Annotated in this window: 14 protein-coding genes; 11 read left to right on the top strand and 3 right to left on the bottom strand. The window is 39.8% G+C overall.

Features of this window, described 5'->3' with window-relative positions:
- Positions 1-60: 60 nt before the first annotated feature.
- On the bottom strand, positions 61-1,284 hold the full coding sequence (gene pepT, locus AC3E7H_RS01010) for a peptidase T (protein ID WP_490675962.1): 1,224 nt from the start codon (positions 1,282-1,284) through the stop codon (positions 61-63).
- Between the two features lie 154 nt (positions 1,285-1,438).
- Between pepT and hemH the strand changes: the two genes are divergently transcribed.
- Positions 1,439-2,533 carry a ferrochelatase gene (gene hemH, locus AC3E7H_RS01015; RefSeq protein ID WP_490675963.1) on the top strand — a complete coding sequence of 365 codons (1,095 nt, stop codon included), beginning with the start codon at positions 1,439-1,441 and terminating at the stop codon, positions 2,531-2,533.
- 394 nt (positions 2,534-2,927) lie between these two features.
- Here hemH and mnmE read toward each other — a convergent pair whose 3' ends face one another.
- Together mnmE and AC3E7H_RS01025 are read right to left on the bottom strand one after the other, a co-directional pair.
- Complete coding sequence (mnmE, locus tag AC3E7H_RS01020; protein ID WP_075228570.1) at positions 2,928-4,301, bottom strand: tRNA uridine-5-carboxymethylaminomethyl(34) synthesis GTPase MnmE; 1,374 nt, start codon at positions 4,299-4,301, stop codon at positions 2,928-2,930.
- Positions 4,302-4,415: 114 nt separating this feature from the next.
- Complete coding sequence (locus tag AC3E7H_RS01025; protein WP_001117401.1) at positions 4,416-4,598, bottom strand: 4-oxalocrotonate tautomerase; 183 nt, start codon at positions 4,596-4,598, stop codon at positions 4,416-4,418.
- Positions 4,599-4,721: 123 nt separating this feature from the next.
- Here AC3E7H_RS01025 and AC3E7H_RS01030 point away from each other — a divergent pair, with 123 nt between their 5' ends.
- From AC3E7H_RS01030 to AC3E7H_RS01075, 10 genes are all read left to right on the top strand, one after another.
- Complete coding sequence (locus AC3E7H_RS01030; RefSeq protein WP_000068114.1) at positions 4,722-5,321, top strand: thymidine kinase; 600 nt, start codon at positions 4,722-4,724, stop codon at positions 5,319-5,321.
- Positions 5,311-5,790, top strand: a complete 480-nt coding sequence (locus AC3E7H_RS01035; RefSeq protein WP_000151344.1) for a GNAT family N-acetyltransferase — start codon at positions 5,311-5,313, stop codon at positions 5,788-5,790. Before AC3E7H_RS01030 ends, AC3E7H_RS01035 begins: the two co-directional genes overlap by 11 nt.
- Before the next feature lie 9 nt (positions 5,791-5,799).
- Positions 5,800-6,879: a peptide chain release factor 1 gene (gene prfA, locus AC3E7H_RS01040; RefSeq protein WP_001028809.1), complete on the top strand. Its 1,080-nt coding sequence runs from the start codon at positions 5,800-5,802 to the stop codon at positions 6,877-6,879.
- Positions 6,879-7,721: a peptide chain release factor N(5)-glutamine methyltransferase gene (gene prmC / locus AC3E7H_RS01045; RefSeq protein ID WP_000761853.1), complete on the top strand. Its 843-nt coding sequence runs from the start codon at positions 6,879-6,881 to the stop codon at positions 7,719-7,721. Before prfA ends, prmC begins: the two co-directional genes overlap by 1 nt.
- Complete coding sequence (locus AC3E7H_RS01050) at positions 7,705-8,307, top strand: L-threonylcarbamoyladenylate synthase (protein WP_000970241.1); 603 nt, start codon at positions 7,705-7,707, stop codon at positions 8,305-8,307. Before prmC ends, AC3E7H_RS01050 begins: the two co-directional genes overlap by 17 nt.
- 1 nt (position 8,308) lies before the next feature.
- A complete protein-coding gene (locus AC3E7H_RS01055) occupies positions 8,309-8,755 on the top strand; it encodes a GNAT family N-acetyltransferase (protein WP_000942925.1) in 447 nt (148 codons plus the stop codon).
- Positions 8,752-10,008, top strand: a complete 1,257-nt coding sequence (gene glyA / locus AC3E7H_RS01060) for a serine hydroxymethyltransferase (RefSeq protein WP_000575478.1) — start codon at positions 8,752-8,754, stop codon at positions 10,006-10,008. Before AC3E7H_RS01055 ends, glyA begins: the two co-directional genes overlap by 4 nt.
- Positions 10,009-10,015: 7 nt before the next feature.
- The gene (locus tag AC3E7H_RS01065) at positions 10,016-10,990 is read left to right on the top strand and encodes a nucleoid-associated protein (RefSeq protein WP_000356097.1); all 975 of its coding nucleotides are present in this window, start codon (positions 10,016-10,018) and stop codon (positions 10,988-10,990) included.
- Positions 10,990-11,592, top strand: a complete 603-nt coding sequence (locus AC3E7H_RS01070; protein ID WP_025171262.1) for a lysozyme family protein — start codon at positions 10,990-10,992, stop codon at positions 11,590-11,592. The genes AC3E7H_RS01065 and AC3E7H_RS01070 overlap by 1 nt, the downstream gene beginning before the upstream one ends.
- Positions 11,593-11,674: 82 nt before the next feature.
- Complete coding sequence (locus AC3E7H_RS01075; RefSeq protein ID WP_001227374.1) at positions 11,675-12,649, top strand: DUF1002 domain-containing protein; 975 nt, start codon at positions 11,675-11,677, stop codon at positions 12,647-12,649.
- Positions 12,650-12,697: the final 48 nt, after the last annotated feature.

Genomic DNA, 12,697 nt, shown 5'->3' on the forward strand with positions numbered 1-12,697 from the left:
TACCGTGTCAAAAGTAGACTGCTGATAAAAAAAGAGGTCGGGAATTTTTTCCCGATTTCTTTAGTCTTTATAAGCTACAATCCCAATAATGGTGTCGACTGCACGTTCCATTGTTTGTAGACTAACGTATTCAAAACGTCCGTGCATATTCTCGCCACCAGCGAAGATATTTGGCGTTGGAATTCCCATAAAGGAAATTTTAGAACCGTCTGTTCCTCCACGAATCGGTTCGATAATTGGTGTGATACCAAGGTCTTCCATAACTGCTTTGGCAATGGTTACTGGTGTCATATCCTTTTCAATGACTTCTTTCATGTTGTAGTACTGGTCTGTCAAAGTTAAAGTAACACGATCACTACCAAGTTCTTGGTTCATCTTATCAGCAATAGCTTGCATAGCAGCTTTACGCGCTTCAAAGGTTTCTTTTTCAAAGTCACGAATGATGTAGCTAGCACGCGCTTCCTCAACAGTTCCTGTTACATCCATGAGATGGTAGAATCCTTGGTAACCCTCAGTCAACTCAGGTCGGTCACCTGCTGGTAGTTGGTTGTGGAAGTCAATTGCTAATTGAAGGGCGTTAACCATTTGTCCTTTAGCTGTTCCTGGGTGGACATTACGGCCTTGGAAGTGAAGTTCAGCACCTGCAGCAGAGAAGGTTTCGTATTGAAGTTCACCAAGAGGTCCACCGTCAACTGTATAAGCAAAGTCAACATTGAAATCCTCTGCATCAAATTTATTGGCACCGACACCGATTTCTTCATCTGGTCCAAAGCCGACACGAATTTCGCAGTGCTTAATTTCAGGATGAGCAGTCAAGTATTCGATAGCTGTCATGATTTCAGCAATACCAGATTTATCATCAGCCCCGAGAAGGGTAGTTCCATCTGTAGTAATTAAGGTTTGGCCAGGATATTTCTCTAAGCTCTTGAAATCCGCTGGATCGAGCTTGAAACCAGAGTTCCCAAGCTCAATAACGCCACCATCATAATTTTCAATAACTTGCGGGTTAACACCTTCAGCATTAAAATCAGCTGTATCCATGTGGGAGATAAAACCAATCTTACGAGTCAAACTAGGATCGTTAGCTGGAAGAGTACCGATAGCAAAACCGTTTGGTAGATAGTAGACATTTTGCAAACCAACACGTTTCATCTCTGGGATGAGGACATTGGTCGCAAAGTCTACTTGACTTTGGGTACTTGGTGTAGTGGTTGAATATTCGTCAGAACGTGTATTGACTTTGACATAAGTCAAAAAGCGGTCCAACAATGTTTGGTATTTCATAAAAACTCCTTTTTTCCTTCTTTTAAAACCATTGTATCATAGAAAGAAGAGAAAAACAAAAGTCAGAAGGGAGATAAAATCCTTATGTTAGCGTTTACTTATGGCTTCTTTAGTGATACAATAAAAAAGATAAAAATATCACAAGGATGCAGAGATGAAAAAAGCAATTTTAATGATGACATTTGGCTCACCAGAAGAGATTACCTTTGAAGGAGTAGCCGACTTTTTTACCAACATTCGTCGAGGAGTTCGACCTCAAGACCACGAGATTCAAACCCTTTATAATAATTATGTTCGAATTGGAGGAACTCCACTTCAAAAAATTACCCGTGAAGAAGTTGCCTTAGTAGAAGCTAGGTTAGGAAATGAATATAGTGTGTATTTTGCAAATAAATTTTCAACCCCTTTTATTCCAGATGTGATTCGGCAAATGGAAGCAGATGGAATTGAAAAGTGTATTTGCTTGATTTTGGAGCCACACTATTCCTTTTACTCTGTCATGGGGTACGAAAAGTTTCTGGAAAGCAAACAAATTCAGTTTTTAGTTATTAAGGACTGGTATCAAGAAGAAGCACTATTAAATTATTGGACAGATGAAATTGCTAAGATTTTAAAAGAAAAGGTGAAACAGGATAGCTTTAAAGTCATCTTTTCTGCCCACAGTGTGCCCATTTTTGCCTTGGATTTTGGTGATCCCTATATCGACCAGATTTTCGAAAATAGCAAGTTAATTGCTGAGAAATTAGGTTTGAAAACAGAGCAATATACCAACACTTGGCAGAGTGAAAGTGATATTGGTATTCCTTGGATTAAACCAGATGTTCTGGAATATCTTAGAGAACAGGAAGAACATCCAGAGCATTATATTTTTGTGCCTATTAGTTTTATCAGTGAGCATATTGAAGTCTTGTTTGACAACGATGTGGAATGTCAAGACTTGTGTCAGGAATTGGAGGTGAACTACCATCGTCCACCAATGCCAAATACAGATTCTCGTTTGATTGATGCCTTGGTCAATATTGTCCGAGCTAACGAACATAAAGAATTTAGAGAATTCCTCCCAGAAGAAGAAACCTTTGATGAATTAGTCCCTTCGGATGAAACTAAGAATATTTTAGATGAATCACAAGACTTACAAATGCCAGAATTTGTTAAAAAATTAATTGAGAAAAAAGGTCGTGAAAATGTCAAGATGCCTTATTTAATCAAAAAAATGCTTGAAAAAGCTGGCAAATTACCTAAAGACTAAGTGAAAATAGAAAAGAACTGGTAATACTCTTCGAAAATCAAATTCAAACTGCGTCAACGTCGCCTTGCCGTACTCAAGTACAGCCTGCGGCTAGTTTCCTAGTTTGCTCTTTGATTTTCATTGAGTATAAGGTTTGTTTCAGATTTCTGCTAAGGTAGGTTATAACTTAGAAGGTGAAAGAAAAGGCGGTGGGACAGAAATCGATAGACAAAGTCTTGATTTCGTAGTCCCAGCCTCGCGAGGATGATTAGGAGCTTTTTGGAGTCTAAAAGACGAACAAAAAGTTCAATCAGCTACCGCGTCAAATTATGATTGATAATAAAAAGTGAGGTCGGGATCTTTTTGTCCCAACCTCTTTTTAGGTGACTAGCATTTTTTTGACCTAGTTTTGATGTTATTTACCCAGACAAAATTGGCTGAATAACTGTGTAATGAGTTCATCTGGAGCAGCATCACCAGTGATTTCTCCGAGGATTTCCCAAGTACGTGTCAAATCAACTTGAAGCAAATCAACAGGCATTCCTAGTTCGAGGCCTTCGTTTACAGCTTGTAAGCTTTCAACAGCCTTTTCGATTAATGAAATATGACGGGCGTTGGATAGATAGGTAGCATCTTGTTCGACCAAGCCTGCATTTTCAAAGAAGAGGTTGTTAATCCGTTCTTCAATCTTATCAATGTTTTGGTTTTTGAGGACCGAAATACGGATGACATCTTCTGGAATCTCAGTAGTTTCAATAGCTTCTGGGAGGTCAGTTTTGTTAAGTAGGATGATACGGTTGGTATCTTGGCTGATTTCAAGAAGTTGTCGGTCTTGGGCAGTTAGAGGTTCGCTGGCGTTTAAGACAAGCAGTACCAAGTCAGCTTCCTTGAGAGCTTTTTTGGAGCGCTCGACACCGATTTGTTCCACGATATCATCTGTTTCACGGATACCTGCAGTATCAATCAACTTCAGTGGAACACCGTTGATGTTGACGTATTCTTCGATGACATCTCGAGTAGTTCCTGCAATATCAGTTACAATAGCCTTGTCTTCACGTAGGAGGTTGTTGAGTAGGCTAGATTTTCCAACGTTGGGACGACCAATGATAGCCGTTGAAATTCCTTCACGGAGAATCTTCCCACGACGTGCCGTTTTTAAGAGATTGGTTAAGAGTTGTTCAAACTCCATAGTTTTTTCACGGACAACAGCAGTAGTGGCTTCTTCCACATCGTCGTATTCAGGATAGTCGATATTAACCTCAACTTGTGCTAGTGTATTGAGGATTTCCTGGCGAGTATTGTTAATAAGATCAGACAAGGATCCGTCTAGTTGCTTGACCGCAATATTCATGGCTTTGTCTGTCTTGGCGCGAATAATATCCATGACAGCTTCAGCCTGAGTCAAGTCGACACGACCGTTGAGGAAAGCACGTTTAGTAAACTCACCTGGCTCTGCCAACCGAGCACCTTCACGGATAGCAAGTTGCAGGATTTCATTAGTTACTGCAATTCCACCGTGAGTGTTAATCTCGATAATATCCTCACGAGTAAAGGTCTTTGGAGACTTCATAGCTCCAACCATAACCTCATCCATAATCTTGCCTGTCTGTGGGTCAACGATGTGGCCGTAGTTTAGCGTATGGCTTGCAACCTTAGTCAAGTCCTTACCTTTAAAGATTTTCTGGGCGATAGTAAAACTATCCGTACCGCTTAAACGAACAATCCCAATAGCCCCTTCACCAAGCGGTGTCGAGATTGCTGCGATGGTATCAAATTCACGTGTAATCATTTCATTTCCTTTTTACAATTTATATACAAATATCACTTAAAATTGTAACAAAATCTAGCTATTTATTCAACGAATGCCACTTATAAAGAAAAGCCTAAGCAGATTGCTTAAGCTTTATTTAGTGCGCATTTCACCTTGTGGGAAATAAGTTCCTTCAGGCATATCGTTAATAATAACGTGAACAGCTGACTGAGGTGCTCCTGTGTTACGAACAACAGCTTCTGTAACTTCCTTAGCTAGGGCTTTCTTTTGCTCTAGCGTGCGTCCTTCAAATAAATCAATGCGTACAAATGGCATAATTGCGTCCTCCACTAGTTATTTGATTTCTTCTATTTTACCACATTTTGCCATTTAAAGCTTTGAGAAATTATGGTATACTAGAATGTAGCAAAAATTTAGAAATGGACGTGAAATAGAAGCATGGCACAGTTGTATTATCGTTATGGGACCATGAACTCTGGAAAAACCATCGAGATTCTCAAGGTAGCCTATAACTATGAGGAGCAAGGAAAAGGAGTTGTGATTATGACTTCAGCTCTGGATACACGTGACGGTGTTGGCTATGTTTCAAGTCGCATTGGAATGAAAAGACCAGCAATTGCTATTGACGAAACAACAGATATCTTTGGATTTATCCGAGATTTACCTGAAAAACCTTACTGTGTACTTGTCGATGAAGCCCAGTTTTTAAAACGTCACCATGTTTACGACTTGGCCCGTGTTGTCGATGAGCTAGACATCCCTGTTATGGCATTTGGTTTAAAAAATGACTTTCGCAATGAGCTGTTTGAAGGTTCTAAACACCTCTTGCTCTTAGCAGATAAGATTGATGAAATCAAGACCATCTGTCAGTATTGTAAGAAAAAAGCGACTATGGTCTTGCGTACGCAGGACGGACTGCCAGTCTATGATGGTGAACAAATCCAGATTGGTGGAAATGAAACCTATATCTCAGTTTGCCGTAAGCATTATTTTGCTCCAATGATATCATCTAATAAGGAGCAAAACTATGACAATTGAACTAAGAGATGTTACAATGGGAAATTATTTTGATGTTTTGAATTTGGATGTCAAGGAATATCAAAAACAATTCATTGCAACCAACGCAATTAGTTTAGCTGAAGCATATGTCTATACTAAAAATGGAGATTTTGTAGCTCCATTGGCAATTTATGATAATGATGCAATTATAGGTTTTGTGATGATAGCTTATGATAAAAAGATCGGAATTAGTAGTGGAAATTATTTACTATTTCGTTTTATGATTGATAAGAATTTTCAAAATCAAGGATATTTTAAACCAATTATGGATAAAGTGCTGGACTATGTTCGGACAGCGCCAGCAGGTTTAGGCAATAAACTTTGGTTGTCTTATGAACCAGAAAATGAACATGCAAGATCTTGTTACCTCAGTTATGGATTTAAAGAAACTGGGGAAATATTTGAGAACGAAGTAGTAGCAATCTGTGATTTAACAATTGAGAAATAAGGAGAAAGAATGAATATCTATGATCAACTACAAGCTGTAGAAGACCGTTATGAAGAGTTGGGAGAATTGCTTAGTGACCCAGATGTGGTCTCTGATACCAAGCGTTTCATGGAGCTTTCAAAAGAGGAAGCTTCTACTCGTGATACGGTAACAGCTTACCGTGAATACAAACAGGTCCTTCAAAACATTATTGATGCCGAAGAGATGATAAAGGAATCAGGCGGAGATGCGGACTTGGAAGAAATGGCGAAGCAAGAACTCAAGGATGCTAAGGCTGAAAAAGAAGAGTATGAAGAAAAACTGAAAATCTTGCTTCTTCCAAAAGATCCAAACGATGACAAGAATATCATCCTTGAAATTCGTGGAGCAGCTGGTGGTGATGAAGCGGCACTTTTTGCTGGTGACCTTCTAACAATGTACCAAAAGTATGCTGAAGCCCAAGGTTGGCGCTTTGAAGTCATGGAAGCATCTATGAACGGTGTCGGCGGCTTTAAAGAAGTGGTTGCTATGGTATCAGGTCTGTCAGTTTACTCTAAACTCAAGTACGAATCAGGTGCCCACCGTGTGCAACGTGTCCCTGTGACTGAGAGCCAAGGTCGTGTACATACCTCTACAGCAACAGTTCTCGTCATGCCTGAGGTTGAAGAAGTAGAATATGACATTGATCCTAAAGACCTTCGTGTGGATATCTACCACGCTTCTGGTGCTGGTGGACAGAACGTAAACAAGGTCGCGACTGCCGTTCGTATCGTCCACTTACCGACCAACATCAAGGTTGAAATGCAGGAAGAACGTACACAGCAGAAAAACCGTGAGAAGGCTATGAAGATTATTCGTGCGCGTGTTGCGGACCACTTTGCACAGATTGCTCAAGACGAACAAGACGCAGAGCGTAAGTCTACTATCGGTACTGGTGACCGTTCAGAGCGTATCCGTACTTACAACTTCCCACAAAACCGTGTGACGGACCATCGTATCGGCTTGACTTTGCAAAAGCTTGATACAATTCTTGCTGGTAAATTAGACGAAGTAGTGGATGCCTTGGTCCTTTACGACCAAACACAAAAATTGGAAGAACTAAACAAATAATGAAATTAGCTCAAATTTTTAAAGATTTTGAGGAAAAGTTGATAGTACAAGGAGAGGAAGCAGAAAGCCTCTCCTTTGTCTATCGTAGCCTAAAAAATCTATCTTTTACAGACTTCGTCTTTGCTCTTCAGCAAGAAGTCACTGATGAAGATTACAAAATTGTAGAGGATATTTACAAAAAACTGACAAATCACATACCTGCCCAATACATTATCGGTCATGCTGAATTTTTTGGGATGCAGTTAAAAGTCGATGAGCGAGTTTTGATTCCTCGACCAGAGACAGAAGAGTTGGTGGAGCTCGTTCTTGCTGAAAATCCTAAGGAAAATCTCAAGGTACTAGATATCGGAACAGGAAGCGGAGCCATCGCCCTTGCTTTAGCGAAAAATAGACCAGATTGGTCGGTCGCAGCTGCGGATATTTCACAGGATTCCCTAGAACTTGCAACAGAGAATGCTAACGCTCAAAATCTAAATCTAAATCTCTCTTTTATCAAATCTGACTGTTTCTCCGAAATTTCTTCAAAATATGATATAATTGTATCCAATCCACCATACATTTCTCGAGCAGATGAGGTAGAAGTTGGTTTGAATGTTCTGCATTCAGAACCACATTTGGCACTTTTTGCCGATGAGGATGGCCTAGCTATCTACCGTAGAATTGCGGAAGACTCCAAGGATTATCTAAATGATGGTGGTAAGATTTATCTTGAAATTGGCTACAAACAAGGTCAAAGTGTACCCGCTCTCTTTATGGAAAATCTTCCTGAGAAACGAGTTCGTACTCTGAAAGACCAATTTGGCCAAGATAGGATGGTTGTCATTGATGATGGAGAAAATTAAGCAAGAGTTGGAAAAAGGTGGAGCTGTAGTTTTGCCAACTGAGACAGTTTATGGCCTTTTTGCGAAAGCTTTGGATGAGAAGGCTGTTGACCATGTTTATCAGCTCAAACGTCGCCCTAGAGATAAGGCTCTCAATCTCAATGTTGCTAGTTTAGACGATATCTTGAACTTTTCCAAGAACCATCCACCTTGTTTACAACAACTTGTTGAAAGTTTTCTTCCTGGTCCATTGACCATTATCCTAGAAGCTAATGACAAGGTTCCTTGCTGGGTCAATTCAGACTTAACGACTGTTGGATTTCGCATGCCCAGTCATCCTGTTACTCTAGAATTGATTCGTGAGTTTGGTCCCTTAATTGGCCCGTCTGCAAATATTTCAGGACATACAAGTGGTGTTAGCTTTAAAGAAATTTTAAAAGACTTCGGACAAGAGGTTCTGGGACTTGAAGACGATGCATTTTTAACAGGTCAGGATTCAACTATTTTAGACCTTTCTGGTGATAAGGTGAAAATTCTACGTCAAGGAGCGATTACTCGAGAAGATATCCTTGCCAAGATACCAGTAATTCCTTTTGAGGAGGTATGATATGCTACGTGATTTGAAAGCGACAGATGTCGAAACAATTTGTGTCATTAACAAAGAAGCACTAGGTTATGCTTTTAGTCCAGAGGAAACGGCTAGTCAACTAGCTAAGTTGTCACAAGACTCCCATCACTTCCTACTAGGTTTTGAGGATTCAATCAGCCATAACTTACTTGGTTATGTGCATGCTGAGGTTTATGAATCCCTTTATTCAAAACCAGGTTTTAATATCCTAGCTTTAGCTGTTTTACCTCAAACACAAGGTAAAGGAATCGGTAAAACGTTGCTTGAAGGATTAGAACAGGAAGCAGAAAAACGTGGCTATAAGTTTATACGTTTAAACTCTGCAGACCATCGTACAGGTGCGCATGCATTTTATGAAAGATTTGGTTATACCTGCGATAAAATGCAGAAACGGTTCATTAAATTAATAAAAGGAGAAGACCTATGATTTTTGACAAAGATGATTTTAAAGCCTATGACGCGGATCTTTGGAATGCCATTGCCAAAGAAGAGGAACGCCAACAAAATAATATTGAATTAATCGCTTCAGAGAACGTAGTCTCTAAGGCTGTTATGGCTGCTCAAGGGTCTATCTTGACTAATAAATACGCCGAAGGTTATCCAGGACGTCGTTATTACGGTGGTACAGATGTAGTAGATGTTATCGAAACTCTTGCTATTGAACGTGCGAAAGAAATCTTTGGTGCTAAATTTGCCAATGTCCAACCTCACTCAGGAAGTCAAGCTAACTGTGCAGCATACATGGCCTTGATCGAACCAGGTGATACTGTTATGGGTATGGATTTAGCTGCGGGTGGGCACTTGACTCACGGAGCTCCTGTTAGCTTCTCAGGTCAAACCTACAACTTTGTTTCATACAGCGTTGATCCTGAAACAGAACTCTTGGACTTCGATGCCATCTTGAAACAAGCTCAAGAAGTAAAACCAAAACTAATTGTTGCTGGTGCTTCAGCCTATTCTCACATTATTGACTTCTCTAAATTCCGTGAAATTGCAGATGCTGTCGGTGCTAAGCTCATGGTCGACATGGCTCACATTGCTGGTTTGGTTGCTGCTGGTCTTCATCCAAGTCCAGTACCATACGCCCATATCACTACAACAACGACCCACAAAACCCTTCGTGGTCCGCGTGGTGGTTTGATTTTGACTAACGACGAAGAGCTGGCTAAGAAAATTAATTCAGCTATTTTCCCGGGTATCCAAGGTGGTCCTTTAGAGCATGTTGTTGCTGCTAAGGCTGTTGCCTTCAAAGAGGTATTGGACCCAGCCTTCAAGGAATATGCAGCAAATGTTATTAAGAACAGCAAGGCTATGGCAGAAGTCTTCTTGCAAGACCCTGATTTCCGTATTATCTCTGGCGGTACTGAAAATCACCTCTTCCTTGTTGACGTGACTAAGGTTGTAGAAAACGGAAAAGTTGCTCAAAACTTGCTAGATGAGGTCAATATTACCCTAAATAAAAACTCAATCCCTTACGAAACTTTGTCACCATTTAAGACAAGTGGTATTCGTATCGGAGCAGCAGCAACAACTGCACGTGGTTTTGGTGAAGAAGAAAGTCGTAAAGTGGCTGAGCTGATCATTAAAGCCCTTAAAAATGCAGAAAATGAAGCTATTTTAGATGAAGTAAGAAGCGAAGTCAAAGTCTTGACAGATGCCTTCCCATTATACGAGGACTAAAATTTTTATGGACATTTATATTAAGAAAGCTATTATCCATCAGTTCAGCCCGGATGACACAGAGTTGTTTCTAGCGGATAAATTTCTCAATATCACTCCAAAAATCGAGGAATACCTACGCAAGAAAATCGAACGTGTGTATTCGGATGAAGCTAAGACTGGCATTTTCGAAGCAGAAAATCCCTTCTTCAATCATATTACAGATGATTTGTTGGAGACATCGGTGACGCTGGCTAATCTCTGGAAAGAGGAATTCAGCATTTCTGAAAATCTCAAGACCAATGACTTGATTTTTGTGCAATTTTCCAAAGAAGGAGTAGAGCATTTTGCCTTCCTACGCATTGCCCTGCGTGAGACCTTGACTCACCTTGGAGGAGAAGTTGATAATCCAATCAAGCTGACTCAGAATAACCTGCCTGGATTTGGTACAGGGGCTGACGAGGCCTTGGTGGTCAATCTTCAAAGCCGAAAATATCACCTGATTGAGAAACGAATCAAGTATAACGGGACTTTTTTGAACTATTTTTCTGAGAATCTGATACAGGCTCAGCCCAAAATTTCACCTAAGAAGTCAATCAAGGAACTGGAAAAAACAGCTCAGAGAATTGCTGAAACATTTAATACAGATGATTTTCAATTTCAATCTAAGGTCAAGTCTGCTATTTTTAACAACCTTGAAGAAAGCAATGAGTTGTCTCCTGAAAAATTGGCAAATGACCTTTTTGACAACAATCTTACTGCACGTCTTAGCTTTATTGACCAAGTCAAGGAAGCAGTGCCAGAGCCAGTTCAGTTTGATGAAATCGATGCAAGTCGCCAATTAAAGAAATTTGAAAACCAAAAGCTTTCTCTGTCAAATGGGATTGAGTTAATCGTACCCAATAATATTTACCAAGATGCTGAGTCGGTCGAATTTATCCAAAATGATAATGGTACCTACTCTATCTTAATCAAAAACATCGAGGATATACAAAGCAAATAATGTTTAAAATTATAAGAAGGGTCTTGGTGCTTGTTCTTATCTTATTTACTGGTTATAAACTTTTTCATATGTATCGGGATGTAAAGCAGGTCATGACCTATCAATCCTTGGTACGAGAGGTTTTAAGTGAGCAAGATACGCCAGCAAATGAAGAACTAGTCCTGGCCATGATTTATACTGAAACCAAAGGTAAAGAAAGCGACGTGATGCAGTCAAGCGAGTCTGCTAGCGGAACTACAAATACGATTTCTGACAATAGGAGTAGTATTCGTCAGGGAATTCAAACCTTGACAGAGAATCTATATTTAGCTCAAGAAAAGGGTGTAGATGTTTGGACTGCTGTACAGGCCTATAACTTTGGGCCTGCTTATATTGATTTTATCGCCCAAAATGGGAAAGAAAATACCCTTGCCCTAGCCAAGCAATATTCGAGAGATACCGTTGCACCGACACTAGGAAATACAACTGGAAAAACCTATCGATATGTCAATCCAATTTCCATCTTTCAAGGGGGAGAACTCTATGTGGATGGAGGGAACTATTATTACTCTAGACAGGTTCAACTAAATCTCTACATTATTAAATTTTTTAATCTATTTTAAGCACTTAGAAAATTCTAGGTGCTTTTATAAGCTTTCTTTAAGGCTAATTTACTATCCTAGATAGGAAAAGGAGGAACGTCTCATGCGAAAGAAATTCTTTCTGACTAGTGCTGCAGTTCTTTTAGCAGTTGCAACTTTGCAAAGCGCTCAAGCAGCCACTGATGTTCAAAAAGTAATTGATGAAACTTATGTTCAACCTGAGTACGTCTTGGGTTCTTCGTTAACAGAAGATCAAAAAAATCAAACATTAAAAAAACTCGGCTATAACGCCTCTACAGATACCAAAGAACTGAAGACTATGACGCCAGATGTCTACTCAAAGATTATGAACGTCGCCAATGACTCTAGTCTCCAGCTCTATTCGTCTGCAAAAATTCAAAAATTAGGTGAAAAATCTCCACTTGAAGTGAAGATTGAAACCCCTGAAAATATCACTAAAGTGACCCAAGACATGTACCGTAATGCGGCCGTTACCTTGGGTGTTGAGCACGCGCGCATCACCGTAGCTGCACCAATCCCTGTAACAGGTGAAAGTGCCCTAGCTGGTATCTACTACTCATTAGAAGCTAATGGTGTTCAACTTCCTCAAGAAAATAAAGACCTAGCTCAGGAAGAACTAAAAGCTTTGTCAGACATCAACGATGAAAACAAGGACAAATCAGGCTATGATGCCAATAAACTCAATGTAGCCCTTGCCGATATCAAATCTGCTATCGCTAAAGCCAAAGAGTCTAAGGGTGAGCTTACTGAAGATGATGTTCGTAAGATTGTTGAAGATACATTGAAAAATTATAAGCTGGATCAGGTTATAACAGGAAACCAGATCAATGTCATCATCAACTTTGCCTTTAATCTTTCTAAGAGCGATATTTTGAATAACGAAGACTTTACAAAGACTCTAAAGGATCTGAAACAAAGTATCGTTGCGCAAGCAGGAGATAGTTTTAGCAATATCGACCTTAACTTTGATGCTAATAAAGCTATTCAAGACGGTGGGAATATCCTCAGTGCTATTTGGCAAGCAATTGTAAACTTTTTCAAGAGTTTTGGTGCTTAGGCTAATTCATGGTATAATAGATGGTAACAGAACAGTTGCCGTCTTTTT

This window comes from Streptococcus sp. SCPM-O-B-15304 (M98), assembly GCF_058200215.1.

What these genes read in the sequence shown, in the direction of transcription:
- pepT (WP_490675962.1), bottom strand. Translation starts at nt 1,284, where the DNA reads ATGAAATACCAAACATTGTTGGACCGCTTTTTGACTTATGTCAAAGTC.
- hemH (WP_490675963.1), top strand. Translation starts at nt 1,439, where the DNA reads ATGAAAAAAGCAATTTTAATGATGACATTTGGCTCACCAGAAGAGATT.
- mnmE (WP_075228570.1), bottom strand. Translation starts at nt 4,301, where the DNA reads ATGATTACACGTGAATTTGATACCATCGCAGCAATCTCGACACCGCTT.
- AC3E7H_RS01025 (WP_001117401.1), bottom strand. Translation starts at nt 4,598, where the DNA reads ATGCCATTTGTACGCATTGATTTATTTGAAGGACGCACGCTAGAGCAA.
- AC3E7H_RS01030 (WP_000068114.1), top strand. Translation starts at nt 4,722, where the DNA reads ATGGCACAGTTGTATTATCGTTATGGGACCATGAACTCTGGAAAAACC.
- AC3E7H_RS01035 (WP_000151344.1), top strand. Translation starts at nt 5,311, where the DNA reads ATGACAATTGAACTAAGAGATGTTACAATGGGAAATTATTTTGATGTT.
- prfA (WP_001028809.1), top strand. Translation starts at nt 5,800, where the DNA reads ATGAATATCTATGATCAACTACAAGCTGTAGAAGACCGTTATGAAGAG.
- prmC (WP_000761853.1), top strand. Translation starts at nt 6,879, where the DNA reads ATGAAATTAGCTCAAATTTTTAAAGATTTTGAGGAAAAGTTGATAGTA.
- AC3E7H_RS01050 (WP_000970241.1), top strand. Translation starts at nt 7,705, where the DNA reads ATGATGGAGAAAATTAAGCAAGAGTTGGAAAAAGGTGGAGCTGTAGTT.
- AC3E7H_RS01055 (WP_000942925.1), top strand. Translation starts at nt 8,309, where the DNA reads ATGCTACGTGATTTGAAAGCGACAGATGTCGAAACAATTTGTGTCATT.
- glyA (WP_000575478.1), top strand. Translation starts at nt 8,752, where the DNA reads ATGATTTTTGACAAAGATGATTTTAAAGCCTATGACGCGGATCTTTGG.
- AC3E7H_RS01065 (WP_000356097.1), top strand. Translation starts at nt 10,016, where the DNA reads ATGGACATTTATATTAAGAAAGCTATTATCCATCAGTTCAGCCCGGAT.
- AC3E7H_RS01070 (WP_025171262.1), top strand. Translation starts at nt 10,990, where the DNA reads ATGTTTAAAATTATAAGAAGGGTCTTGGTGCTTGTTCTTATCTTATTT.
- AC3E7H_RS01075 (WP_001227374.1), top strand. Translation starts at nt 11,675, where the DNA reads ATGCGAAAGAAATTCTTTCTGACTAGTGCTGCAGTTCTTTTAGCAGTT.